Consider the following 22,457-nt stretch of genomic DNA (forward strand, 5'->3'; position numbering starts at 1 on the left):
CGGGTGGGCTGTGCAGGGGACGCCGTGAATACGTCCCTGTAGGCTCGGGCGCGCCATCCGCTTACGCCCCTGCACAGCCCACCCGCCCGGCCTTGGACAGGTTCATGCGGGCGCCAGCCACGGAAAAGAAAAAGAAAAAAGAGCGACAGCGGGTCGCTGCGCTCTCTCTCTATGGTTACGCGATCGGTTTCAGGCGCTGGGGTCAGCGCTTGATCTGCTGGCCGTCGCCGGTGGGTACGCTGTCGTAGTAGCGGCCGGTGCGCGAGTCGAACACGCGGTTGGGGCCGACCGGTTTGACGCCGGGAACGATGCGGCCGTTGCGGTCGTAGACCTTGTCCGGCAACGTCGGTGCGGGCGTGGGGGCGACCTGGGCCGGGCCGGTCGAGCGGATCGGCTGGGCCGGCTGCGGCGAGGGCAGCACCTGCGGCTGCGGGCGCGATGCCTGCGGTGGCGGGGCGACAGGCGGCGGTGCCAGCGTCGAACCGCTGCGGGTGGCGGTCGGATTGCCGGTGGGCACCTGCGCCTGGGCAAGCAGAGGCAGCAGGGCCGTCAACAGTAGTACCAGACGGGGTTTCATGGCGCGCTCCAGGGTGGACCCTATCCACCCTGCACCTGACCCTGTGTGCCGCCCATGAACGGCCATCACACTTGCAAGCGCGTGCCGACACCCCCACGTCTGCGGCATCCCAGGCCACAACCCCACGGAGAGCCGGCATGAGCGCTTTCGATCTGACGCCCCCCACCGCCACGCAGACCGACGCCCTGGTCGCCGGGCTCAGCGCCGAGGAGCGCCGCGTGCTGCTGCAGCATGGCACCGAGGCACCCTTCTGCGGCGTGTTCCTCGACAACAAGCGTGAGGGGGTCTACTGCTGCCGGCTGTGCGCGCTGCCGCTGTTCCGCTCCAGCACCAAGTTCGATTCGGGCACCGGCTGGCCCAGTTTCTTCGCTCCGTTCGACCCGGCACATGTGCGCGAGATCCGCGACAGCAGCCACGGCATGGTGCGCACCGAGATCACCTGCGCCCGCTGCGGCAGCCACCTGGGCCACGTGTTCCCGGACGGTCCGCCGCCCACCTACGAGCGCCATTGCCTGAACTCGGTCTCACTTTCGTTCACCGGCAACGGCGAGCCCTGGCCCAATCCGCTGCAGCGTGGCGGCGCGGAAGCCGGCGTGGCAGGCTGACACCCGCCGCACTGCCCTGCTGACCGACTTCACAGAATTCCCTCTTCAGAAACACCGGTGTCAGGCCGACAAGGAGATATCCCCTCTCCTTGCGTCGCGCCATGCTCATCATCGTTGGATTCCTGGTCGTCATCATCAGCGTGCTGGGCGGCTACCTCGGCGCACACGGCCGCCTTGGGGCGCTGTGGCAGCCCTACGAACTGGTCATCATCGGCGGTGCCGCGCTGGGTGCGTTCCTGGTCGGCACCCCGGCCAAGACGGTCAAGCAGACGCTGCAGGCCATGGTCGGCGTGTTCAAGGGCCCGCGTTACAAGCAGCAGGACTACATCGATGTCCTCAGCCTGGTCTACGAACTGCTCAACAAGGCCCGCCGCGAAGGCTTCATGGCGCTGGAAGACCACGTCGAGCGCCCGGCCGAAAGCGCGCTGTTCGGCAACTACCCGAAGGTGCAGGCCGATCACCACCTGATCGACTTCATCACCGACTGCCTGCGCCTGATGATCGGCAGCAACATCGAGCCGCACGAGCTGGAGCCGCTGCTGGAGCTGGAGCTGGAGAAGCACCACGCCGAGGCGATGGCGCCGTCGCAGGTACTGACCAAGGTCGCCGACGGCCTGCCCGGTTTCGGCATCGTGGCGGCGGTGCTGGGCATCGTCATCACCATGGGCTCGATCGGCGGCGACATCGTCGAAGTGGGTGGCCATGTGGCCGGCGCGCTGGTCGGCACCTTCCTCGGCATCCTGCTGGGCTACGGCTTCGTCGGCCCGATGGCGTCGGCGATGGAAGCCCGCGCCGAGCAGGACAGCCGCATCTACGAGTCGGTGAAAACTGCCCTGCTGGCCTGCCTGCGCGGCTACAACCCGAAGATCGCGCTGGAGTTCGCCCGCAAGACGCTGCCGTCGAACGTGCGCCCGGCGTTCTCCGACTTCGAGCAGCACCTGAAGACGGTCAAGTAAGCCATGGCCGAGACCAAGCCCACCGTCATCGTCCGCCGGGTCAAGAAGGCCGGCCACGCCGCCCACCACGGCGGTTCGTGGAAGGTGGCCTATGCCGACTTCGTGACCGCGATGATGGCCTTCTTCCTGGTGCTGTGGCTGATGGCCAGCACCAGCAAGCCCGAGCGCGCGGCCATTTCCGAATACTTCCGCAACCCCAGCCCGCTGGTCGGCTCCAGCGCGACGCCGGCGCCGGGCATGGCCGGGCCGGGCGGTGCCAGCACTTCGATGATCAAGCTGGGTGGCGCCACCGACGTCTCGCGTGGCAACAGCAACGATCCCTTCCAGAACCAGCAGAAGTCGATACCGCAGCCGGTGGACGAACAGCAGCGCGACAAGCAGCAGCTGGAAGCGCTGATGAAGGAACTGCAGGAGGCGATCAGCCGCAGCCAGGCGCTGGAGCCGTTCAAGGACCAGCTGCTGCTGGACCTGACCCCGGAAGGCCTGCGCATCCAGATCGTGGACAAGCAGAACCGGCCGATGTTCGACCTCGGCAGCGCCACCCTGAAGCCGTACACGCAGCAGATCCTGCATGAGCTGGCCGAGTACCTGAACCACGTGCCGAACCGGATCAGCCTGACCGGCCACACCGACATCACCGCCTATTCGGCCGCACGCGGCTACGGCAACTGGGAACTGAGCGCCGACCGCGCCAATGCCGCGCGCCGCGCGTTGATCGATGGCGGCATGGACGACGGCAAGATCACCCGCGTGGTCGGCCTGTCTTCGTCGGTGCTGTTCGACAGGACCGACCCGCAGAACCCGATCAACCGCCGCATCAGCATCGTGGTGATGACCAAGGCCGCCGAGGAAGCCGCGCTGGCCGGCGCCGGGCCGCAGGTGGGCCTGTCGGCGACTACCGTGGATCCGGACGTGCAGGCCGCGCAGGGGCCAGCAGGGGTCGGATCCCTTTCTGCAGGAAAGGGCTCTGAGCCCTGACCGGGTTCCGCCGGGCATGGCCCGGCGCTACCGGATCCCAGCGCCCAAAGGTAGCGCCGGGCCATGCCCGGCGAGCGCGCAGCGCGGCACCCAGTACAATGGCGGTCTTTCCGTTTCCAGGTGATCCCACCCCATGTCCCAGTCCTCCAAGGCCAAGCGCGACAAGCGCAAGAAGCACCAGGCCAAGCGCCCGTTCCTCCGTCTGAACGCCCAGCAGCAGGTGCAGAACCATGCCGTGCTGGTCAACGAGGACGGCCAGGCCGTGGCCGCCATCGGCCTGCAGGGCCGCGAGTGGCTGCTGGCCATCGGTGGCCAGACCATGGGCAACGCCGACAACCCGGTGCCGATGCTGGCCATGCTCAAGCACCTGTCCAACGTGCAGGAAGCCGAAGGCCGCAAGGTCACCCTGGAATATTCCGAGCTGATGCAGAAGCTGCTCGACACCCTGGCCGAAGAAGCAGGCCAGACCGGCGAGGAGTACCTGGACAAGCTGGTGGCCGAGTTCGCCAGCGAGCAGGCTGAAGACGCAGCCGCCGAAGGCGAAGCTGCCGATGAAGCGGCTGCGGATACTGCCGGCGCCGAAGGCGCTGCCGACGCCGAGGCCGCTACGGCCGCCGACGCCGACGGCAAGCCGCAGGCCTGATCCGGCGGCGGCGGTGTCGGTCTACGTCGATGACGCGGTGCATCCCTGGCGCGGTCAGCGCTGGGCGCACCTGATGGCCGATACCCTGGCCGAGCTGCACGCGATGGCGGCGCAGCTCGGCATTCCCTCGCGAGCCTTCCAGAACAAGGCCAGCGGGGCGCATTACGATGTCACCGCCGAACTGCGTGCGCAGGCGCTGGCGCTGGGCGCGGTGGCCATTTCCCGGCACGTCGATCGCGCGCAGGTGAAAGCGGTGATCGCCAATGCCAGGGCGCAGTACCGGCCGTAGGCGCGCCCAAGGAACACGAGGGCGCGATTGGCATGAACGCATCGCAATGCGCGCGGAACCTGCCGCGACACATTGGACACGATTCATCCAGCGCGGCGAGAAGCCGCCGGGCATGGCCCGGCGCTACCGGTGAATCTCAGAACGGGTCGCTGCCCAACCGCACTTCCACGTTCAGCAGCGAGCACAGCGCCAGCAGGGCGTCGTCATCGCGGGTCAGCGCCATCCAGCCACTGAAACCCTCGTTGCCGGCATCCACGCTCCACAGCGTGTAGTTGTGCTCGCGCAGGCGGTCAAAAGCGGTGCTCATCAGCTGCACGCCGTCCAGGTCTGCGGCGAAATCCTCATCGTCCAGGTCGCCACCCCAGTCCAGCTGCAGGTTGAAGCGCGCCGACAGCTCGTTCACCGCCGACTGCAGCGAATCGAAGTCATCACGCTCCACCTCGAAGCCGGACTGCCAGGCGATGGCGGTGAACAGCGCCGGCAACCAATCGCTATCGGCTTCCAGCGGCTGGCCGTCCTCGGACAGATGCTCGCGCCAGCGGTTGAACTGCTGCAGGGCCAGCTCTTCGTCGCCCGGATTGATCAGCACGAGCAGGTTCCAGACCCGCGCCTCGAAATCGTCCTCGTCGAAATCGTGGGCGTCTTCCTCGAAGTCGAAATAGTCGCTGTTGTCAGGCATGGCGGAACGTCCTCGGGAGCAGGTGGGCATTCTACGGTTTATCCTGTACCGCTGAAGCCGGCCGTGGTGGCCGTCACTGTGAATGAAGCGATGAGCGATACCCCTCCCGACCACCTGGCGATCAACCCGGCCAGCCCCTTCCACGATGCGCAGGCCCTGGAGCGCGGCGTCGGCGTGCGCTTCAACGATGTCGAGCGCGACAACGTCGAGGAATACTCGGTCAGCGAAGGCTGGATCCGCGTGCAGGCCGGCAAGGCCCGCGACCGTCGCGGCAACCCGATGACCATCAAGGTCAAGGGCAAGGTCGAGGCGTATTTCCTGGAACAGAAGCCGGAAGCCTGACGGCTGCCTTGTAGAGCCGAGCCCACGCTCGGCTGCTTTCTGCTCAGGTGTCATGAAACCTGGACGGAAAGCTCAGCCGAGCGTGGGCTCGGCTCTACACGACAGACCCATCACTCGCGCTTGCGCGATTCCAGCAAGTCCAGGTTGCGGATCAGCCGCCGCGCGATCTCGTCCGACACCACGCCGCGGCGGGTCAGCCGGAAAAGTTCCTCGCGCTCGGCATTGAGACCGGCGCTGCGCAGCTGGCGGTAGCCCATCTCCATCCGGTTCACCTTTTCCGGATCCACATCGGGGTTGTCGCGGTCCAGATGCCGCTGATACAGCAGGCTCACCCGCGATGCGGCGTCGTTGTACAGCTGCACGTTCTCGGTGTTCTGGTTGAGCACCAGCTGCTGGCGCATGCGCTCCACGCCCGCCAACGCGGCCTTCGAGGACAGCTTGCGGGCCAGATCCTCTTCCTTGCGCTCACCCGAATCGGCCGGCAGCTGCAGGCCCTTCAACAGCTGCGGCAGCGCCACGCTGGCGCCGACCAGCGAGCACAGGATCACTGCCGCAGCCAGGAAGATCACCAGGTCGCGTGCCGGGAACGGGCTGCCATCGGGCAGGAACAGCGGCAGGGTCAACACACCGGCCAGGGTGATCGCACCCCGCACGCCCGCCACCGAGGTGGCCACCACGATGCGCCAGTTCGGTGCCTCGCCATGCTCCAGGCCGCGGCGTCGCGCGCGCAGCAGGTTCCAGCGCAGCGACAGCCACACCCACAGCAGGCGCAGCGCGATCAGCGTCGCGTTGATCACCAGCACGTACACCAGCAGCCACCACGCGCTCTGGTGGCCGCTCTCGTTCATGGTGGTGGTGGCGCGTTCGACGATGCCCGGCAACTGCTCGCCCAGCAGCACGAACATGATGCCGTTGAAGCTGAACTGCAGCATGTTCCAGACGCCGGCACGCTGCACGCGCATGCTGCCGGACACGCGGCCGGTCATTTCCACGTAGCTCATGGAAATGCCCGCTGCGACCGCAGCGAGAATGCCCGAGGCGTTGATCTCTTCTGCCAGCAGGTACGCCGCGAACGGGATCAGCAGGTTGACCAGCATCGCCGCGCCCGGCTCTTCGCCGAAGCGGCGCCACAGCCAGCGCTGGAACGTGGACACGCCGAGGGTGACCGCCACGCCGACGGCCAGGCCGGCCACCGCCACCCACAGGAAGGTCAGCGAGGCGGTCGCCAGCGAGAAGGTGCCGGTCATCACCGCCGCCACCGCGAAGCGGAAGCAGACCAGGCCGGAGGCATCGTTGAGCAGCGACTCGCCTTCCAGGATGTGCATCAGGCGCTTGGGGATCGGCGCCTTCGAAGCGATCGCACCAACGGCCACCGGGTCGGTCGGCGACACGATCGCGGCCAACGCGAAGCACACCGCCAGCGGCATCACTGGAATCATCCAGTGGATCAGCAGGCCCGCGCCGATCACGGTGAACACCACCAGCCCGAATGCCAGTTCGAGGATGGCGCCCTTGTCGCGGAACAGACCCTGCTTGGGAATGCGCCAGCCATCGAGGAACAGCAGTGGCGGCAGGAACAGCAGGAAGAACACTTCCGGCTCCAGCGCGTGGCCGCGGTTGAATACCCCGGCGATCACCGCACCGAGGCCGATCTGCACCAACGGCAGCGGCAGCGAGAATGGCAGGACGCGAACCAGGTAACCGCTGGCGACAACGGCCACCAGCATCGCCAGGACGACTTCGATGGTGTGCATGCTTCTTCCACAGGAGCGGCGCGTGGGGCCGGAAAAACCGGAGTGCGCCGGGGGACGGGAAAAAACTTAACACAGCAGGCCGCCACTGCGGCCAGCCATCTGAATGCGCGTCAGGACCGCGACAGCAAGCGCCGCTCGAGCCGCGCCGCAGCGCTGCCCGCCCCAAGCGGCAGCAACACCCTGCCCTGCCCTTGTGCCTGGGCAGGGCGTTCCAGCACCGGCTGCAGCAGCCGGCTCATGCCGCGTTCTGAGCGCGATCTGCGCCATCGAAGCGGTACAGGTCCATCGCCAGGAAGCCGGCATCGACACCGGCATCGATGCGCTTGGCACCAAAGCCGTCCTCGCCCGCCGCACCCATCGCGAAGTACAACGGCAGCAGGTGCTCGTCGGTGGGGTGCGCACGCTCCGCAAACGGTGCCTGTCGGCGGTAATCGAACAGGGCATCGCGGTCGTTGGCGGCCAGCCGCTGCTCCACCCAGTCGATGAAAGGACGCACGTAGGGCGCTTCCTTGCCGTCCTGGTAGTTGCCCCAGTCGTGCAGGTTGTGGGTGATGCTGCCCGAGCCGATCAGCAGTACGCCCTGTTCGCGCAGCGGCGCCAGTGCACGGCCCAGCGCGAACTGATGCTGCGGGCCCAGCATCGGCTGGATCGACACCGGCACTACCGGAATGTCAGCCTGCGGGTGCAGCAGGCGCAGCGGTACCCATGCGCCGTGGTCGAGGCCACGTTGCGGATCGAGCGCCACCGGCAGGCCGGCGGCGGCGATGCGGCCCGCCACGTCTTCCGCCAACGCCGGATCACCGGGCGCCGGGTACTGCAGCTCGAACAATTCGCGTGGAAAGCCACCGAAATCGTGGATGGTCGGGGGCTGCGGATGGTTGCCGACCAGCGGCTGCCGGGCCAGCCAATGCGCCGAGGCGATGACGATGGCACGCGGTGCCGGCAGGTCGCGGGCCAGCTCGGCCAGGCGCCCGCCGACCTGGCCTGGATGCAGGGCGGTCATCGGCGAGCCGTGGGAGATGTACAGCGAAGGCAGGCGGGACATGATCTTCTCCAATGACAGGAACAGGTAGCGGGCTGGGTAACGATCAGCGCGAACGCAGGGTCCAGCGGCCATCGCCCAGCAGGAACAGCACGACCAGGGCCAGCGCCCAGAACGCCGGGTATTCCCAACCGCCGCCCGTGTTGGCGAAGCTGAAACCGTTGGCGCCATGCACCGTCACGATGGTGCCCAGCAGCAGCGGCACACCGAGCAGGCCGATCCAGCGCGCGTAGATGCCGAGCAGCAGCGCTGCGGAAATCGTCAGCTCAACGGTGATGGTGAGGTAGCCCAGCACGCCGGGCAGGCCCAGCGATTCGAAGAAGGCAGCGGTACCTGCCGGGGTGAACACCAGCAGCTTGGTCAGCGCATGGACCAGGAACAACACACCCAGGGCCAGCCGCAGCAGGGTCGCGGCATACGGGGCGAGCGGGGACAGGGGGGCGGCGGTAGCGTTCATGGGGGCACCTCGGAGGGGACAGGGCACAGGTTATTGCGCTCTCCATCACCGATAAATACGATGAATCGACCGTATTTATTTCAAAAGGCGCAACAATGGACACCCTGGATGCCATGCGCGTGTTCGTCGCGGTGGTCGAACGCAACGGCTTCAGCGCCGCCGCACAGGCGCTGGACATGTCCACGGCCGGGGTCACCCGCCAGGTCGCCGCGCTGGAAAGACGCCTGTCCACCCGCCTGCTCCACCGCACCACCCGCCGGGTCAGCCCGACCAGTGCCGGCGCCGCCTACTACGCCCAGTGCGTGCGCCTGCTGGCCGAGTTCGATGCGCTCGAGGCCAGCATCGGCGCACAGGCGCTGGAGCCGTCCGGCATGCTGCGCATCAACGCACCGGTCAGCTGGGGCATCGCCCGCCTCGGCCCGTTGCTGGCCGGCTACCGCGAGCGCTTCCCGCAGGTCGAACTGGACCTGGCGCTGTCCGACCGCTTGGTGGACATGGTCGAAGAAGGCTACGACGTGGCCATCCGCATCACCCGCGAGCCCAGCCCGACCCTGATCGCGCGGCGCCTGGGCCAATCACGGATCAGCCTGTGTGCCGCACCGGCCTACCTGGTTGCGAACGGCACGCCGCAGGCACCCGAGGATCTGCAGACGCATACCTGCCTCGGCTACAGCTACTGGGCAGCCGGCGACCACTGGCCACTGCAGGGGCCCGGCGGCGAAGTGAAGGTGGCAGTGACCACCCTGCTGCGCGCCAACAACGGCGACGTCCTGCGCGAAGCGGCGATTGCCGGCATGGGCGTGATCCTGCAGCCGGACTTCCTGTTGGAGGAAGCGCTTGCCGATGGCCGCCTGGTGCGGATCCTGCCGGAATGGGAGGCCGCGCCGATCGGCATCTTCGCCGTCTACACCAGCCGCAGCCATCTCGCGCCAAAGGTGCGCAGCTTCATCGATTACCTGGTGGAAACCGGGGTGTGAGGGCGCTACCAGAGGCGCGCCCATGACACGGTAGCGCCGGGCCACGCCCGGCGAGCACGACGCGCGGCCTAGGCAACAACCTCATCCAGCTGCGCGATGATCTTTTCCAGCGGTGCCGGCCGCCCCAACAGGTAACCCTGCACCTGGTCGCAGCCATGCGCGGCCAGCCAGTCCAGCTGTCCCGGCGTCTCCACGCCCTCGGCGATGATCGTCAGCCCCATGCTGTGGCCCAGCGACAGCAGCGCCCGGCAGATCGACGCGTTGCGCGGATTGGTCTCCACGTCAGCGACGAAGCTGCGATCGATCTTGAGGATGTCCAGCGGCAGGTGCTGCAGATAGGACATGCTCGAGTAGCCGGTGCCGAAATCGTCCAGCGACACGCTGATGCCCTGCTCGTGCAGGCGCTGCATGGTCTGCATCGCCTGTGCCGGCTTGCGCATCAGGCTGCTCTCGGTCAGCTCCACGTGCAGTGCGCCGCGGGCCAGGCCGAAATCCTGCTGCGCGCGGGCGAACTCGGCCACCAGATCGCTGTTGAAGAACTGCACAGCGGACACGTTGACCGCGATCGACAGCTCGCCCCACCCCGCTTCGACCAGACGCCGCTGCGCCTGTGCCGCCGCGCGGATCACCCAGCGTCCCAATGCCAGGATCAGGCCGGTGTCTTCGCACAACTGGATGAACTCGCTGGGCGGGATGAAACTGCCGTCGGCCTGCGGCCAGCGCAGCAGGGCCTCCAGTGACGCCGGGCTGCCATCGCTGGCGTGCCGGATCGGCTGGAAGTACAGCTGGAACTCGTTGTCGATGGCCGCGTGGATGCGCCCGGCCAGGCGCAGGCGGTCGGCCAGGCGGGTGGTCACCGCCGCATCGAACCAGGCCACCACGTTGCCTTCGGCGCGGGCCGCGTGCGCCGCCTGCGCGGCCATGCCGATCGCCTGTTCCGCACTGTGCCCTGCATCGGCGTCATGCACCGCCACACCAATGCGGGGTTCGAACTGGTGCAGCGAATCCTGTCCGCGCATCGGTGCCGAGACGATCTGCAGCAGATCGTCCAGCACGCGCTGGGTGTTGTGTTCCGGCGCGATCGCCAGCACGAAGTCCTCCGCCGGCTGGAACGCCAGCAGGCCAAAGCGCGCGCCCAGCCCGCCCAGGCGCGAGGCCATCGACTGCAGAACCGCATCGCCGATCTCGCGGCCCAGCGTATCGGCCACCAGCTGCAGGCCGCGCAGCTGTACATAGGCGATGGTGTAGGCGCCGGACTGCTCGTCCAGCTGTTCGCTCAGCGCGCGTACGTTGAGCAGGCCCGTGGCCGGGTTGTGGCGTGCGTGATAGGCCAGGTCGCGCTCGTAGGCCAGGCGCTCGCTGACATCCTCTGCCAGCACCAGGCACGCGGGCTGGCCATCGAAATCCAGCTGCGACAGGTGCACGCGCACTTCGAACACCGTGCCGTCCTTGCGCTGGTGCAGGCGCACCGCAGCATCCTGCAGTTCACCACTGCGCACCTGCGCGATGGCGCCCTTGACCTCGTCCCAGCCCTCGCGCGGTCGGATGTCGAGGATGCTCATCGCCAGGAATTCATCGCGGCTGTAGCCGTACTGCTGCACGGCCGCTTCGTTGACCTCGATGAAGCGCAATGTGTCCGGATCGAACACCCAGAACGGCGCGGGGTTGCGATCGAACAGCAGGCGGAATCGGCGCTCGACCTGGCGCATCTGCTCGCGCGCCTGGTAGCGCTCGCTGAGATCGGTCAGTGCACCGATCATGCGCCGCTGGCGATCGGCCACCGCCACCCGCTGGCCGCGCGCGGCCACCCAGCGCACGGCACCGCCGGGCAGCACCAGGCGGAATTCTTCGTCGAGTACCGCGGTGCCGGCGAAGGCCTGGTCGAAGGCCTGCTGCATGCGTGCGCTGTCATCGTGGTGCACGCGGGCGAAGAAATCGGCCACCGGCAGCGCATCGGTCTGCACACCGAAGATCTCACGCGCCAGCGGTGACCAGCGCAGCAGCGCAGCGTCTTCGTCGACATACCAGGTACATACGCGGCCCACCTGATGGGCCAGGCGCAGCTCGGCGTGGCCGGTCCGCAGCTCTTCGGCCATCGACTGCTGCCGGCAAGTGCTGCGGCGCACCGCATACAGCAGCACCACCAGCACTCCGACGTAGGCCAGCACGATGGCGATCGCCGCCTGCAGGTACGGCCACCATGGCTTCAGCACATCTTCGTCGGCCAGGCCGACCTGCACCGCCAGCGGGCTGCGTTCGAGGGTACTGATGGTGGAGATGCGCGGTATCTGGTCCACCGCGCCGGGAATGCTGCCCAGTTCAACCACTGCCTGCCGGCCCAGCAGCTTGCGTGCCGGCAACAGGTAGCGGCGGCCGACGGTGCCATCCGGATCGGGCACGCGGGCCAGCATGTAGCCATCGGCATCGCTGATCGAGGCCAGGCCGCTCGGTCCCACATCCAGACCGCCCACGATCCGCTGCAGTTCGCCGCAGCGCAGCCGCGCCAGCAGCCAGCGATCACCCTCCATCGGCAGCGCCAGCGGCACCACCCAGCCGCCGTCGTTGGCACGCTGCGGCGGGCCGATGTACAGCGCACTTCCCTGGCCTCGTCGCTGCGGATCGGTCCACAGCGGCAGCTGCAGGTCGCCCTTGCCGGCCGTCAGGGCGCGCCCGTAGGTATCGAGCACGACAATGCTGTGCAGTTCGGCGTGCCGGCCCAGCACGCCGGCGATGGCAGCGTCCAGCAGCACGGGCGCCTGCGCAGGCACCGTGCGGAACAGCTCGGCCGCATCCGCGGCGATGCCCCCCATCGCCCGCTCCAGGTTGCGCAGCTCCAGTGCCAGCAGGCGCTCGCTGCCGATCGCCAGCGCCCGGCTCTGCCGCTGCGCGGCTTCCAGCCGGCGCTGGTAATCGTTGGCCAGCATCGCGGCCAGGCCGAGCGCCAGCAGCACGCCCAGCACCACGCCGCCCCAGGTAATGGCACGCAACGGCCGGGCCAGCGCGTGTCTCAGCGCCGGCATCGGTCGGTCTTCCCTGTGCAGTCGGCTGGCTTCATGCGCGAACGATTCCTCCACATCCCCGACCTCAACGGCCGGCGGACGCCATTCTTGACGCCTCAACCTGTCCTGCATGCGCCCTCCCCCGGGTGCTGCAGACATCCAGCCCGCAGCATGCACCACGCCGAGGACCGCGTGAAGGTTGGCGCTGCGTGTTCAGCCAGATCACGCACAGTGCTGGCCCTGCCGGGCACGTCCAGCCGGCCCGCAGCGGATTAGACTTGGAGTTTTCCGCCGCAAGAGAAGTCCATGTCCAAGCTGCGCCGCCCCACCCTGGCACTGGCCATCGTTGCCAGCCTGTCCCTGGCCGCCTGCGACCGCCCGGCCGATCCGGCCGCCGGCACCGCCGCACCGGCCGAGGCGACCCCCGCTGCCGCCAAGCCGATGCTGGGCAGCTTTGGTTTCGATGCCAGTGGCATGGACCGCAGCATCGCCGCCGGTGACGACTTCTTCGGCTTCGCCAACGGCAGCTGGGTGAAGAACACCGAGATCCCGGCGGACCGCTCGCGCTTCGGCAGCTTCAACGTGATCGCCGAAAAGACCCAGGCCGACACCCGCGCGATCCTGGAAGGCGCTGCCGGCAACGCCCAGGCCAGCGGCGAAGACAAGCTGATCGGCGACTACTACGCCGCCTACATGGACGAGGCCGGCATCGAACAGCGCGGCCTGGCGCCGGTGCAGCCGCAGCTGAAGAACATCGATGCGATCGCCGACAAGGCCGGCCTGGCCCGCGCCCTCGGCGGCGACGTGCGCGCCGATGTCGACCTGCTCAATGCCACCAACTTCTACACCGACCGCCTGTTCGGCCTGTGGGTGTCGGTGGACCTGCTGCAGCCCGACCGCACCGCGCCGTACCTGGTGCAGGGCGGCCTGGGCATGCCGGACCGCGATTTCTACCTGGGGGGTGGCCGCATGGCCGAACTGCGCAAGCAGTACCAGGCCTACATCGCGCAGGTGCTGCAGCTGGCCGGCGTGGCCGACCCGGCCGGCAAGGCGCAGCGCATCCTCGCCCTGGAAACGAAGATCGCGCAGGCGCATGCCACCCAGGAAGAAACCAACGACGTGACCAAGGGTGCCAACCCCTGGACCCAGGCCGACTTCAACGCCAAGGCGCCGGGCATGGACTGGGCTGCGTTCCTGGACGCAGCCGCACTCGGCAAGCAGCAGGACTTCATCGTGTGGCAACCGAAGGCCGTGGCCGGCCTGTCCAAGCTGGTGGCCACCGAGCCGCTGGATGCCTGGAAGGACTACATGACCTTCCACGCGCTGGACCGCGCCGCCGCCTACCTGCCGAAGAAGTTCGCCGATGCGCGCTTCGCCTTCCACGGCACCGCGCTGAGCGGAACGCCGCAGCAGAGCGACCGCTGGAAGCGCGCCGTCGATGACGCCAACCATGCGGTCGGCGAGGCCATCGGCAAGCGCTATGTCGAAAAGCACTTCGATGCCAAGACCAAGGAACGTGCCGACGAGATGGCGAAGAACATCATCGCCGCCTTCGCCAAGCGCATCGATGCACTGGCCTGGATGTCACCGCAGACCAAGGCCAGCGCCAAGGCCAAGGTGGCCGGCCTGACCGTGGGCATGGGCTATCCGGACAAGTGGCGCGACTACAGCGGCCTGGAGATCCGCCGTGATGATCCGCTGGGCAATGCGCAGCGCGCCGAACTGTTCGAGTACCAGCGCAACATCGCCAAGCTGGGCAAGCCGGTCGACCACAGCGAGTGGGCGATGCTGCCGCAGACCATCAATGCGATGAACGTGCCGCTGGAAAACCGCCTGGTGTTCCCGGCGGCGATCCTGCAGCCGCCGTTCTTCGATGGCGCCGCCGACGACGCGGTGAACTACGGTGCCATCGGCGCGGTGATCGGCCACGAGATCAGCCACGGCTTCGACAACGCGGGCGCGCTGTTTGACGACACCGGCAAGCTGCACAACTGGTGGACGGCCGAAGACCTCAAGCAGTTCAACGCGGCCGGTGATGCGCTGGCCGCGCAGTTCAGCAGCTACGAACCGTTCCCGGGCGTGCATGTCAACGGCAAGCTGACGTTGGGCGAGAACATCGCCGACGTCGCCGGCCTGGGCACCGCTTACGACGCCTACCAGCTGTCGCTGCAGGGCAAGCCGGGCCAGACCCTGGAAGGTTTCACCCCCGACCAGCGCTTCTTCCTCGGCTTCGCCCAGGCCTGGCGCAGCAAGAGCCGCGAGCAGGCGCTGCGCAATTCGCTGCTGACCGATGTGCACGCACCGGGCCAGTTCCGCGCGCTGACGGTGCGCAACATCGACGCCTGGTACCCGGCGTTCGACGTGAAGGAAGGCCAGAAGCTGTACCTGGCCCCGGACAAGCGGGTCAAGGTCTGGTGATGTAACGCAAACGGGCGCCGAAAGGCGCCCGTTTCGTTTCGATCGGTAGATGCCAACCTTGGTTGGCACTTCGCCATCCACGCATGGCGTGGATCTATAGCCTGCGCATACCTACCACGACCAACGTCGCCGCCGCCGCGAACCCGGCCGCCGCCCACAGATTGGCGTGCAGCCCGATGCCATCCAGCAGCAGTCCCCCACCCCACGCGCCCAGCGCGATGCCGATGTTGAACACGCCCACGTAAAGCGCCGTAGCGATCTCCACGGCCTTGGGGACGGCCGCCATCATCCATGTCATCAACCCCACCGATACCCCACCATAGGCCAGGCCCCACAACAGCAACACCACCACACCGCTGGCCGGCGTGCCGCCGGTCCACAGGAACAACAGCGGTGTCAGCAGCAACCCCAGCGCAATGGCCAGCAGCAACCCGCGCGGACGTCGCGCTGCCAGCAGGCCAACGATGAAGTTGCCGACGATGCCGGCCATGCCATAGGCAAACAGCAGGCCTCCGATCCACGCCGCATCGATGTGTGCCAGCGTGGTCAGCAGCGGCCGCACATAGGTGAACGCGATGAAGTGCCCCGCCACCAGCAGCAGGGTCAGCAGCAGCCCCTGCTGCAGGCCGCGGTTGCCCAGCTGCTGCACGAACTGGCGCGCGCGCACCGAGCCGTCCACCGGTAACCCCGGCACCACCCACAGGTGCAACAGCAGGACGGCTGCACTGAACGCAGCCATCACCACGAAGGCCCAACGCCATCCCAGCGCCTCGCCGATCAGCGCGCCCAGCGGCACGCCCAGCACCGAGGCCGCGGCTACGCCACCGAAGATGATCGAGGTGGCCAGGCCGATGCGCGCTGACGGCACCAGGCGCGCCGCCAGTCCGCCGGCGATGGCCCATATGCCGCCCATGCAGAAACCCACCAGCACGCGCGCGGCCAGCAACCCTCCGATGCCTGGCGCGAGTGCCGAGGCGACGTTGGCCACCAGCAGCAGGCCGAGCAACGCGCACAGGATGCGGCGACGATCAATGCCACCGGCTGCAATCACCACCAGCGGTGCGAACAGCGCCGCCAGCAGTGCCGGCAGCGAGATCATCAGACCGGCGGTGCCTACGGACGCGCCGAGGCTGTCGGCGATCGGAGTAAGCAGTCCGACCGGCAGCATTTCGGTGGTGACCACGGAGAAGGTGGCGAGGCCGACGGCGGAGATGGCCCACCACGGATGGCGTGGCACAGGCGCCGCGTGCGCGGGCGATGACGTACTCACGGGACCATCCTTGCAGAGTAAGTGGACGAAGCAGAAGTGCGCAGCGCACCCTGCGCGAGCAGGGCGACCAGCAGCACGACACTGCCTGCCACCAACGCGACGACGAAGCCGCTGCGCGCACCACCGGCATCGACGCGCTGCCCGGACAACGCAGCACCCAGTGCCACGCCGATGTTCAGGCCAGCCAGCAACCAGGTCATGCCCTCGGTGAGGCGCCATTCGGGCACGCGCTGTTCCACCAGCGACATCGCCACGATCATGGTCGGCGCGAAAGCCAGCCCAGCCAACAGCACCGCAGCGGCCAGTGCAGGCAGGGTGCCCACCAACAGCAGCGGCAAGGTGGTCAGCGCGGTGGCTCCTGCACCCAGCAGCAACAGGCGCTGCAATGGCACCTGCAGCTTCAGCGCACCAAACAGAAGGCCTGCCGCGCAGCTGCCAAGCGCGTAGGCCGACAGCACTGCGCTGGCTGCCAGGGGCTGACCTCGCTGTTCGGCAAAGGCCACGCTGGTGATGTCGACCGTGCCGACGATCACACCCATCGCCAGCATCAGCAATGCGAGCAGGCAGATCTCCGGTTGCCGCAGCAGGGAGCGCGAAGGTGCGGCGCCCTCGCAGCTCTGCAGCGGTGGTTCGGTGCCACGCTGCAGCACCAGTAGAGCCACGCCGACGACAAGCAGCAGAGCGGCAGCCAGCACGCCGGCCTGCGGCCATACCGCCACCGACAGCCCGACCGACAACGGCGGCCCGGCGATGAAGGTGACCTCATCGAACACCGTCTCCAGCGAATAGGCCGTCTGCAGTTGCGGGCGGCCGCGGTGGATCGCGGTCCAGCGCGCGCGCACCATGGCCGACACGCTGGGCATGCAGCCGGCCAGCATCGCCGCGGCGAACAAGGTCCAGTCCGGTGCCCGCAGCACTGTACAGGCCAGCAGGAGCAGCAGGCCTGTCGCGCTGGCCGCGGTGGCCCACGGCAGCACCCTGCCCTGCCCATGGCGGTCGACCCAGCGCGACACCTGCGGCGACAGCAATGCATAGGTGAGCACGAAGGTGGCAGACACTGCGCCGGCCAACGCATAACTGCCGCGCAGCTGCGACAGCAAGGTGATGAGGCCGATGCCGGTCATCGGCAGCGGCAGGCGTGCCAGCAGCCCGGCCAGGGCAAGGCCGGTGGTGCCGGGGGCAGCGAACAGGTCGCGGTACGGGGTGGCCATCGAAATCTCCAAGGCAGCGACTTGCCTGGCGCACGCATCGCCACGACAATACATACAGAGCGTATGAATAAGAGCCTACATTCATACTCTCCGTATGTAAATAATCATGCACTTCATATGTAAGGAGTTCCGGATGGTCCGTCGCACCCGCGCCGAGATGGAAGAAACCCGCGCCAAGCTGCTGGCTACTGCCCGCCGCGTGTTCAGCGAACAAGGCTATGCCGCCACCTCGATGGACGACCTGACAGCCCAGGCTGGGCTGACCCGCGGTGCGCTGTATCACCACTTCGGCGACAAGAAGGGGCTGCTGGCGGCGGTAGTCGCCCAGCTCGACACCGAGACGGACGCGCGCCTGCAGGCGATCAGCGATGGCGCCGAAGATGCCTGGGACGGCTTCGTGCGGCGCTGTCGTGCCTACCTGGAGATGGCGCTGGAACCGGAGATCCAGCGCATCGTGCTGCGCGACGCACGTGCGGTGCTCGGCGGTGCGTCACCGGAATCGCAGCGGCACTGCGTGCACTCGATGCAGCGATTGATCGAACAGCTGATCGCGCAGAGCGTGGTCGCGCCGGTGGATGCGCAGGCACTGGCTTCGCTGATCTACGGCAGCTTGGCCGAAGCAGCGTTCTGGATCGCCGAAGGCGAAGATGGCGATGCACGCCTTCGCCAAGCAACGGCGGCACTGGAGATGCTGTTGCGTGGGCTGAGGTCGACCAAGTAAGGCCTATCCACGCATGGCGTGGATCTACCGTGGGCCATCCACGCATGGCGTGGATCTACCGTGGGCCATCCACGCATGGCGTGGATCTACCGGTGCATTCACCCGGGTCGCGGGCGTGCAGTAGATCCACGCCATGCGTGGAGGCGGCGCCGCGCGGCGCCGCGCCGACCAAGGTCGGCGTCTACCGGGGCAATGCCGGCCACTCGCGCAACACGTCCACCGGCACCCCCACCCGTGCGCAGGCGCGGGTCGCCAGGCCATCGGGCAGCGCGCGGCGGAACAGCGGCGCCATGCCCTGCATCAGCTTGGCCGAGGCTGCGGCCTGCGCACGCTGGCGCGTGCTGCGCTCGAGCATGCCCTCGGCCCAGTCCGGCAGCAGCGCGGCACCGGCACCGAGGAAAATTTCGCGTGACAGGCCGGGCACCGGCACCGGCAGGCGCACGCCGGACAGCACCTGCAGCACCTCGCGTGAGCGTTCGTCCACCACCAGCTCCGGCTGCCGCGCGCAGAAATACGCATCCACTTCCGCCTCGCTGCGCGGCACATCCACCGCGCCCAGCGCTTCGGCCACGCAGCGGTACTCGTCGTAGTAGCGGTCGGCGATCGCGGCAGGCACTTCACGCCCGTAGCGGCGATAGCCCTGCAGGAAGCCGTAGGCCTCGGTCACATGCACCCACGTCAGCAGCTGCGGATCGTCAGCGGCATACGGCTCGCCCTGCGCGGTATGGCCGCGGATCTGCGCGTGGATGCGCCGCACCTTGGCCACCAGCGCTTCCACCTCGCCTGCCGGTGCGTAGCTGGTGCCTGCCACGAAGGCGGTGGTACGGCGCAGGCGGCCGACCAGATCCTGGCGGAAATTGGAATGGTCGTAGACACCGGCCAGCGCGCGCGGATGCAGGGTCTGCAGCATCAGGGCACACAGGCCGCCGGCCAGCATCGAGGGAAGTTCGGCGTGCATGCGCCAGGTCACGCTGTCCGGCCCGAACCAGCCCGGATCGCCCAGCGGATGGTCGTAGTCGATGCCGCTCTGGCCTCGCGGAAACGCATCCAGTACCCAGCGTCGGATCGGGGCGGTGACGGGGCGGGAAAGACGGTGCAGCAACGGCGGCATCACGGGTCCAGATCGGCGGAGGGACGGACCGCGTCCTGCGCGGTACACCCCGATTCTGGGCGATCACGACAGGCACGGCGAGCCCGGCCGCTCAGCGTCGGTTTCATGTGCGCGCGCAGCACGTTTCACCCTGCGACATCTTGTCGCAGGCCATGCGACCAATGCTGCGCCGCACAAATATTCACCTGTTCAGACAGAACCCTTGTGCCGCGTGGCCTTGAGGCCATTGCACCGCTCGCTGGAAGTGCTAGAACTGAACCCGCCACACCGTCGACTGCAGATCGCCGCACGTTCCACCAAGGAGCCAGCCATGATTGCTTTGTTCAAGGGTTTGGGATTACTGCTTCGCGACAACGAGCTCTACAGCAGCCCGTTCGAAAAACAGGTCGCGCACTGGCGCAGCCTCAGCGAACAGCAGATCCGCGATGAAGTGGCGGTGCTGGCCCGGGCCAAGTGCCAGTGGCTGATCACTTCGATCGTCGGATGGCAGGCGGCCTCGCTGCTGATCCTCGGCCTGATCACCAATTACCTGTGGCGCGACGATTACCACATCACCTTCACCCGCGTGGTCGTGGTGTTCGGCTCGTGGATCTCGATCCTGTTCGTGATCTGGTTCATGGCCAACATGTTCGACCGCACCGCCGGCTTCGAGCGCTGGATGAAGGCCTTCAACAGCCGCGCCCGCATCACCTCCAAGGCCGACAGCGTCGAGCACGTGGCCGAAGCGCTGGACCTGGCTGAACACTATCCGGAAGTGCTGGACTACAAGCAGGCGGTCACCGCCAAGCGCGAGCTGCGCCACGAGGACATCCGCATCATGACCGAGATCGGGCGCATGAAGCAGCACTCCGAACTGGTGGGTCGCCTGAACCATGTCGGTGAAACCGAACACCATCACGACATGACGCTGCAGCCGGCTTACTGAGCCGAACGCAATCCGGGGGGAGCCACAATGCCACCGTGCTCAGTCACGGTGGCATTGTTCTTTCTGCACGTCGCTGACGCACTGGCGGAAGTCCCTGGGCAGGCCACTGACCTGCTCGCTCTTGCCTACGGCCACCGCGAAATGGCGCAGCGGCGGCGTCGCACAGGCAGCATCGGTACTGCAGCCCGGGGCCAGCACCAGGTAGTGGCATTGCCCACTGCTGCTGGCGATGCATTCGAAACGCGCCACGCCATCGACCACCGTGCTCTTGCTGTACAGCGTGTCCACGCCATTGGCATTGGTGCGGGTGATTGAGGTGTTGCTGGAGTTTTCGCAGCCGGTGATGGCCAGCACGGCGGCAGCTGCAAGCAGGATACGGCGCATGTTCGTTCCTCGGTGGATGGCGAAGGCCACGGCTACATGCCGCGGAACAGGCTCATGAACGGCTGGCTGACCACCAGCGTTTCCGCACGCTGGCGCAGGCGCAGCACGCCGCGGCCGGTGTCGTCGCGGCTGACCGCTGCGACGGCCTTCATGTTGACGATGGTGGAGCGGTGCACCTGGCGGAAGTGCTGCGGATCGAGCACTTCCAGCAGCTCGCGCAACGGTGTGCGCAGCAGGCTTTCGCCGGCGGCAGTGACCACGGTGGTGTACTTGTTGTCCGCGCGGAAATAGATCACATCGTCGAGCATGATCAGCTGCGTATCGCGACCGTTGCTGGCGGTGATCCAGGCCAGCGGCGGCCGATCGTTGGCGGCCGGGCCTGCACCGAGGCGCTGCAGCAGGCGCTCCAGCACCGCATCGTCCTGGCGCGCGGATGGCAGCCGCGCAAGAATGCGATCGCGCGTGGCCTGCAGCCGCTCGTCGCTGACCGGCTTGAGCAGGTAATCCATCGCACCCTGCTCGAAGGCATCAATGGCGTATTGATCGTAGGCGGTGACGAACACCACCTGCGTTCGCGGGCTCAGTTCGGCCAATGACCGCGCCACTTCGATGCCGCTGATGCCGGGCATGCGGATGTCGAGGAAGGCGATGTCCGGCTGCTTCTCGGCCAGCTGTTCCAGCGCACTGGCACCGTCTTCGCATTCGGCCACCAGCTTCAGTTCCGGCCACAGCCGCCCGAGCTGCTCGACCAGCGAGTGCCGCAGCAGCTCTTCATCTTCGGCGATCAGCGCTTCAAGCGGCATGGCTGGGCTCCTTGGCCGACTGCGGCAGGGTCATGGTGGCGGCTACACCACTGGGGAAGTTGGCCACGATCGCCACCCCGGCCTGCTCGCCGCAGGTCAGGCGCAGGCGCTCGCGCAGGTTCTTCAGGCCGATGCCGGTACCGCTGGTGCCCTGGCCGAAGCCAAGCCCATCGTCGGCGACGGTCACGGTGACGTGGTCATCGAAACCACGCGCGAGGATCCAGATCGTACCGCCACCGGGCTTGGGCTCCAGGCCATGCTTGATCGCGTTCTCGACCAACGTCTGCAACGCCATCGCCGGCAGCTTCACCTCGTGCAGCTCGGTGGGCACCTGCACTTCCACCGCCAGCCGTGCGCCCATGCGGATGCGCAGGATTTCCAGGTAGGCGCGGGTACGTTCCAGCTCCACGCCCAGCGTGGACATCGATTCATCCACCTGCGGCAGCGAACTGCGCAGGTACTGGATCAGGTGGCCCAGCATCTGCTCGGCGCGCGCGGGGTCGGTGCGGGTCAGCACCTGTGCGTTGGCCAGCGAGTTGTACAGGAAGTGCGGCTCGACCTGCGCGTGCAGCAGGTTCAAGCGCGCGACCGACAGTTCCTTTTCCACCTGGGTCTGTTCGGCGGCGGCCTGCTCGTCGCGGCGCTGGTCGGCCACGCGGCGGCTGATCGCGCGGGTCACCGCTTCGGCGTTCTCGTAGTTGCTGCCTTCATCCAGTGCCAGCAGATCGGCCCACCAGCCGGCGTCCGGTTCGAACAGCAGGGTGACGGTGCTGGTGCCCTGCCCCGGCGTTACCGTGGCCAGCACACTGTTGCGCTTGATCGCCAGCCGCGCCGGCAGGTTCCAGCGCGATGGTTGCCGGCCGTTCCACAGGTCGACGCGACGCACATAGGCACGCACCTGCAGGCTGCCGGCAGAACTCTCCACCTCTTCCACCCGTGGCAGTTCGCCGACGGCCGCCTCGACCACTGCGAAGGCCTGGCCGGCATCCATCGGCAGTTCGATCTGCCGGCGCTGGCGGCCGGACAGCGTGGCGCCATCGAGACGACCGGCCACCAGCCAGACCCGGCGCACGTGGGTGATCGCGCTGCCCAGCGCGGAGATCATCAGGAACATCACCAGCAGCCCGAACACCCAGCCCGGGCCGTCGTTCATGCCACTGAAGATGCCGCTCCAGACCATGCCGGCAACGAACAGCGCCGCGGCCCAGGCCAGCAGGTGACGGATGATGAGGGAGAAGCTGGCGATCACGGCGGCGCCTTGGTGGAAGGGGTGAGCCGAGCATAGAGCGGCCCTTCGGGCAAACAAGCGGTGTGCG

General features: G+C 67.6%; 23 protein-coding genes. 10 read left to right on the forward strand and 13 right to left on the reverse strand.

From position 1 onward, the window contains the following. Positions 1 to 202 precede the first annotated feature (202 nt). The gene (locus AC13GI_RS20085) at positions 203 to 577 is read right to left on the reverse strand and encodes a classical arabinogalactan protein 4 (protein WP_482997163.1); all 375 of its coding nucleotides are present in this window, start codon (positions 575 to 577) and stop codon (positions 203 to 205) included. Positions 578 to 714: 137 nt separating this feature from the next. Between AC13GI_RS20085 and msrB the strand changes: the two genes are divergently transcribed. From msrB to AC13GI_RS20110, 5 genes are all read left to right on the forward strand, one after another. After that, positions 715 to 1,182, forward strand: a complete 468-nt coding sequence (msrB, locus tag AC13GI_RS20090; protein WP_380656022.1) for a peptide-methionine (R)-S-oxide reductase MsrB — start codon at positions 715 to 717, stop codon at positions 1,180 to 1,182. A gap of 101 nt (positions 1,183 to 1,283) precedes the next feature. Then, entirely contained in the window at positions 1,284 to 2,138 is an 855-nt protein-coding gene (gene motA, locus AC13GI_RS20095) for a flagellar motor stator protein MotA (protein ID WP_012509934.1), read from the forward strand. Between the two features lie 3 nt (positions 2,139 to 2,141). Next, positions 2,142 to 3,116, forward strand: a complete 975-nt coding sequence (gene motB, locus AC13GI_RS20100; RefSeq protein WP_482997164.1) for a flagellar motor protein MotB — start codon at positions 2,142 to 2,144, stop codon at positions 3,114 to 3,116. A 133-nt stretch (positions 3,117 to 3,249) separates the two neighbouring features. Continuing rightward, entirely contained in the window at positions 3,250 to 3,759 is a 510-nt protein-coding gene (locus tag AC13GI_RS20105; RefSeq protein WP_482997165.1) for a hypothetical protein, read from the forward strand. Positions 3,760 to 3,772: 13 nt separating this feature from the next. Next, positions 3,773 to 4,048, forward strand: a complete 276-nt coding sequence (locus AC13GI_RS20110; RefSeq protein ID WP_180167766.1) for a DUF4031 domain-containing protein — start codon at positions 3,773 to 3,775, stop codon at positions 4,046 to 4,048. A 136-nt stretch (positions 4,049 to 4,184) separates the two neighbouring features. Here the strand turns inward: AC13GI_RS20110 and AC13GI_RS20115 are convergent, their stop codons facing one another. Further along, positions 4,185 to 4,727: a DUF6630 family protein gene (locus tag AC13GI_RS20115; RefSeq protein WP_089238429.1), complete on the reverse strand. Its 543-nt coding sequence runs from the start codon at positions 4,725 to 4,727 to the stop codon at positions 4,185 to 4,187. A gap of 90 nt (positions 4,728 to 4,817) precedes the next feature. On the opposite strand from AC13GI_RS20115, the gene AC13GI_RS20120 reads away from it, so the two are divergent. Beyond that, positions 4,818 to 5,069 carry a DUF3297 family protein gene (locus AC13GI_RS20120; RefSeq protein WP_049466119.1) on the forward strand — a complete coding sequence of 84 codons (252 nt, stop codon included), beginning with the start codon at positions 4,818 to 4,820 and terminating at the stop codon, positions 5,067 to 5,069. Between the two features lie 110 nt (positions 5,070 to 5,179). Here AC13GI_RS20120 and AC13GI_RS20125 read toward each other — a convergent pair whose 3' ends face one another. The 4 genes from AC13GI_RS20125 to AC13GI_RS20140 form a co-directional block, all read right to left on the reverse strand. Beyond that, positions 5,180 to 6,823 carry a Na+/H+ antiporter gene (locus AC13GI_RS20125; protein WP_099821572.1) on the reverse strand — a complete coding sequence of 548 codons (1,644 nt, stop codon included), beginning with the start codon at positions 6,821 to 6,823 and terminating at the stop codon, positions 5,180 to 5,182. Between the two features lie 110 nt (positions 6,824 to 6,933). After that, entirely contained in the window at positions 6,934 to 7,062 is a 129-nt protein-coding gene (locus tag AC13GI_RS20130) for a hypothetical protein (protein ID WP_380656040.1), read from the reverse strand. Further along, the gene (locus AC13GI_RS20135; RefSeq protein WP_482997166.1) at positions 7,059 to 7,868 is read right to left on the reverse strand and encodes a dioxygenase family protein; all 810 of its coding nucleotides are present in this window, start codon (positions 7,866 to 7,868) and stop codon (positions 7,059 to 7,061) included. The genes AC13GI_RS20130 and AC13GI_RS20135 overlap by 4 nt, the downstream gene beginning before the upstream one ends. Before the next feature lie 43 nt (positions 7,869 to 7,911). Continuing rightward, a complete protein-coding gene (locus AC13GI_RS20140) occupies positions 7,912 to 8,322 on the reverse strand; it encodes a DoxX family protein (RefSeq protein ID WP_482997167.1) in 411 nt (136 codons plus the stop codon). Positions 8,323 to 8,417: 95 nt separating this feature from the next. Between AC13GI_RS20140 and AC13GI_RS20145 the strand changes: the two genes are divergently transcribed. After that, the gene (locus AC13GI_RS20145; protein WP_482997168.1) at positions 8,418 to 9,299 is read left to right on the forward strand and encodes a LysR family transcriptional regulator; all 882 of its coding nucleotides are present in this window, start codon (positions 8,418 to 8,420) and stop codon (positions 9,297 to 9,299) included. A gap of 68 nt (positions 9,300 to 9,367) precedes the next feature. On the opposite strand, the gene AC13GI_RS20150 is transcribed toward AC13GI_RS20145, so the two are convergent. Continuing rightward, entirely contained in the window at positions 9,368 to 12,430 is a 3,063-nt protein-coding gene (locus tag AC13GI_RS20150) for a bifunctional diguanylate cyclase/phosphodiesterase (protein WP_482997169.1), read from the reverse strand. A 174-nt stretch (positions 12,431 to 12,604) separates the two neighbouring features. On the opposite strand from AC13GI_RS20150, the gene AC13GI_RS20155 reads away from it, so the two are divergent. Further along, positions 12,605 to 14,716 (forward strand): M13 family metallopeptidase, encoded by a 2,112-nt coding sequence (locus tag AC13GI_RS20155; RefSeq protein ID WP_099821567.1) that lies wholly within the window; start codon positions 12,605 to 12,607, stop codon positions 14,714 to 14,716. Between the two features lie 94 nt (positions 14,717 to 14,810). Here the strand turns inward: AC13GI_RS20155 and AC13GI_RS20160 are convergent, their stop codons facing one another. Next, positions 14,811 to 15,986 carry an MFS transporter gene (locus tag AC13GI_RS20160; RefSeq protein WP_482997170.1) on the reverse strand — a complete coding sequence of 392 codons (1,176 nt, stop codon included), beginning with the start codon at positions 15,984 to 15,986 and terminating at the stop codon, positions 14,811 to 14,813. Continuing rightward, positions 15,983 to 17,197 carry an MFS transporter gene (locus tag AC13GI_RS20165; protein WP_482997171.1) on the reverse strand — a complete coding sequence of 405 codons (1,215 nt, stop codon included), beginning with the start codon at positions 17,195 to 17,197 and terminating at the stop codon, positions 15,983 to 15,985. Before AC13GI_RS20165 ends, AC13GI_RS20160 begins: the two co-directional genes overlap by 4 nt. Before the next feature lie 133 nt (positions 17,198 to 17,330). On the opposite strand from AC13GI_RS20165, the gene AC13GI_RS20170 reads away from it, so the two are divergent. Beyond that, a complete protein-coding gene (locus AC13GI_RS20170; RefSeq protein WP_482997172.1) occupies positions 17,331 to 17,918 on the forward strand; it encodes a TetR/AcrR family transcriptional regulator in 588 nt (195 codons plus the stop codon). A 181-nt stretch (positions 17,919 to 18,099) separates the two neighbouring features. Here the strand turns inward: AC13GI_RS20170 and AC13GI_RS20175 are convergent, their stop codons facing one another. Continuing rightward, positions 18,100 to 19,029, reverse strand: a complete 930-nt coding sequence (locus AC13GI_RS20175) for an oxygenase MpaB family protein (protein ID WP_099821563.1) — start codon at positions 19,027 to 19,029, stop codon at positions 18,100 to 18,102. A gap of 310 nt (positions 19,030 to 19,339) precedes the next feature. On the opposite strand from AC13GI_RS20175, the gene AC13GI_RS20180 reads away from it, so the two are divergent. After that, positions 19,340 to 19,954, forward strand: a complete 615-nt coding sequence (locus AC13GI_RS20180) for a hypothetical protein (protein ID WP_482997173.1) — start codon at positions 19,340 to 19,342, stop codon at positions 19,952 to 19,954. A gap of 39 nt (positions 19,955 to 19,993) precedes the next feature. Here AC13GI_RS20180 and AC13GI_RS20185 read toward each other — a convergent pair whose 3' ends face one another. From AC13GI_RS20185 to AC13GI_RS20195, 3 genes are read right to left on the reverse strand one after another with little or no spacing between them, the layout of a single operon-like run. After that, complete coding sequence (locus tag AC13GI_RS20185; protein ID WP_482997174.1) at positions 19,994 to 20,338, reverse strand: hypothetical protein; 345 nt, start codon at positions 20,336 to 20,338, stop codon at positions 19,994 to 19,996. Between the two features lie 32 nt (positions 20,339 to 20,370). Continuing rightward, a complete protein-coding gene (locus AC13GI_RS20190) occupies positions 20,371 to 21,141 on the reverse strand; it encodes a LytR/AlgR family response regulator transcription factor (RefSeq protein ID WP_482997175.1) in 771 nt (256 codons plus the stop codon). Further along, positions 21,131 to 22,390, reverse strand: coding sequence for a histidine kinase (locus AC13GI_RS20195; protein WP_099821560.1), 1,260 nt, complete (start codon positions 22,388 to 22,390; stop codon positions 21,131 to 21,133). The genes AC13GI_RS20190 and AC13GI_RS20195 overlap by 11 nt, the downstream gene beginning before the upstream one ends. Positions 22,391 to 22,457 lie beyond the last annotated feature (67 nt).

Source organism: Stenotrophomonas sp. 82F1, from assembly GCF_056861525.1.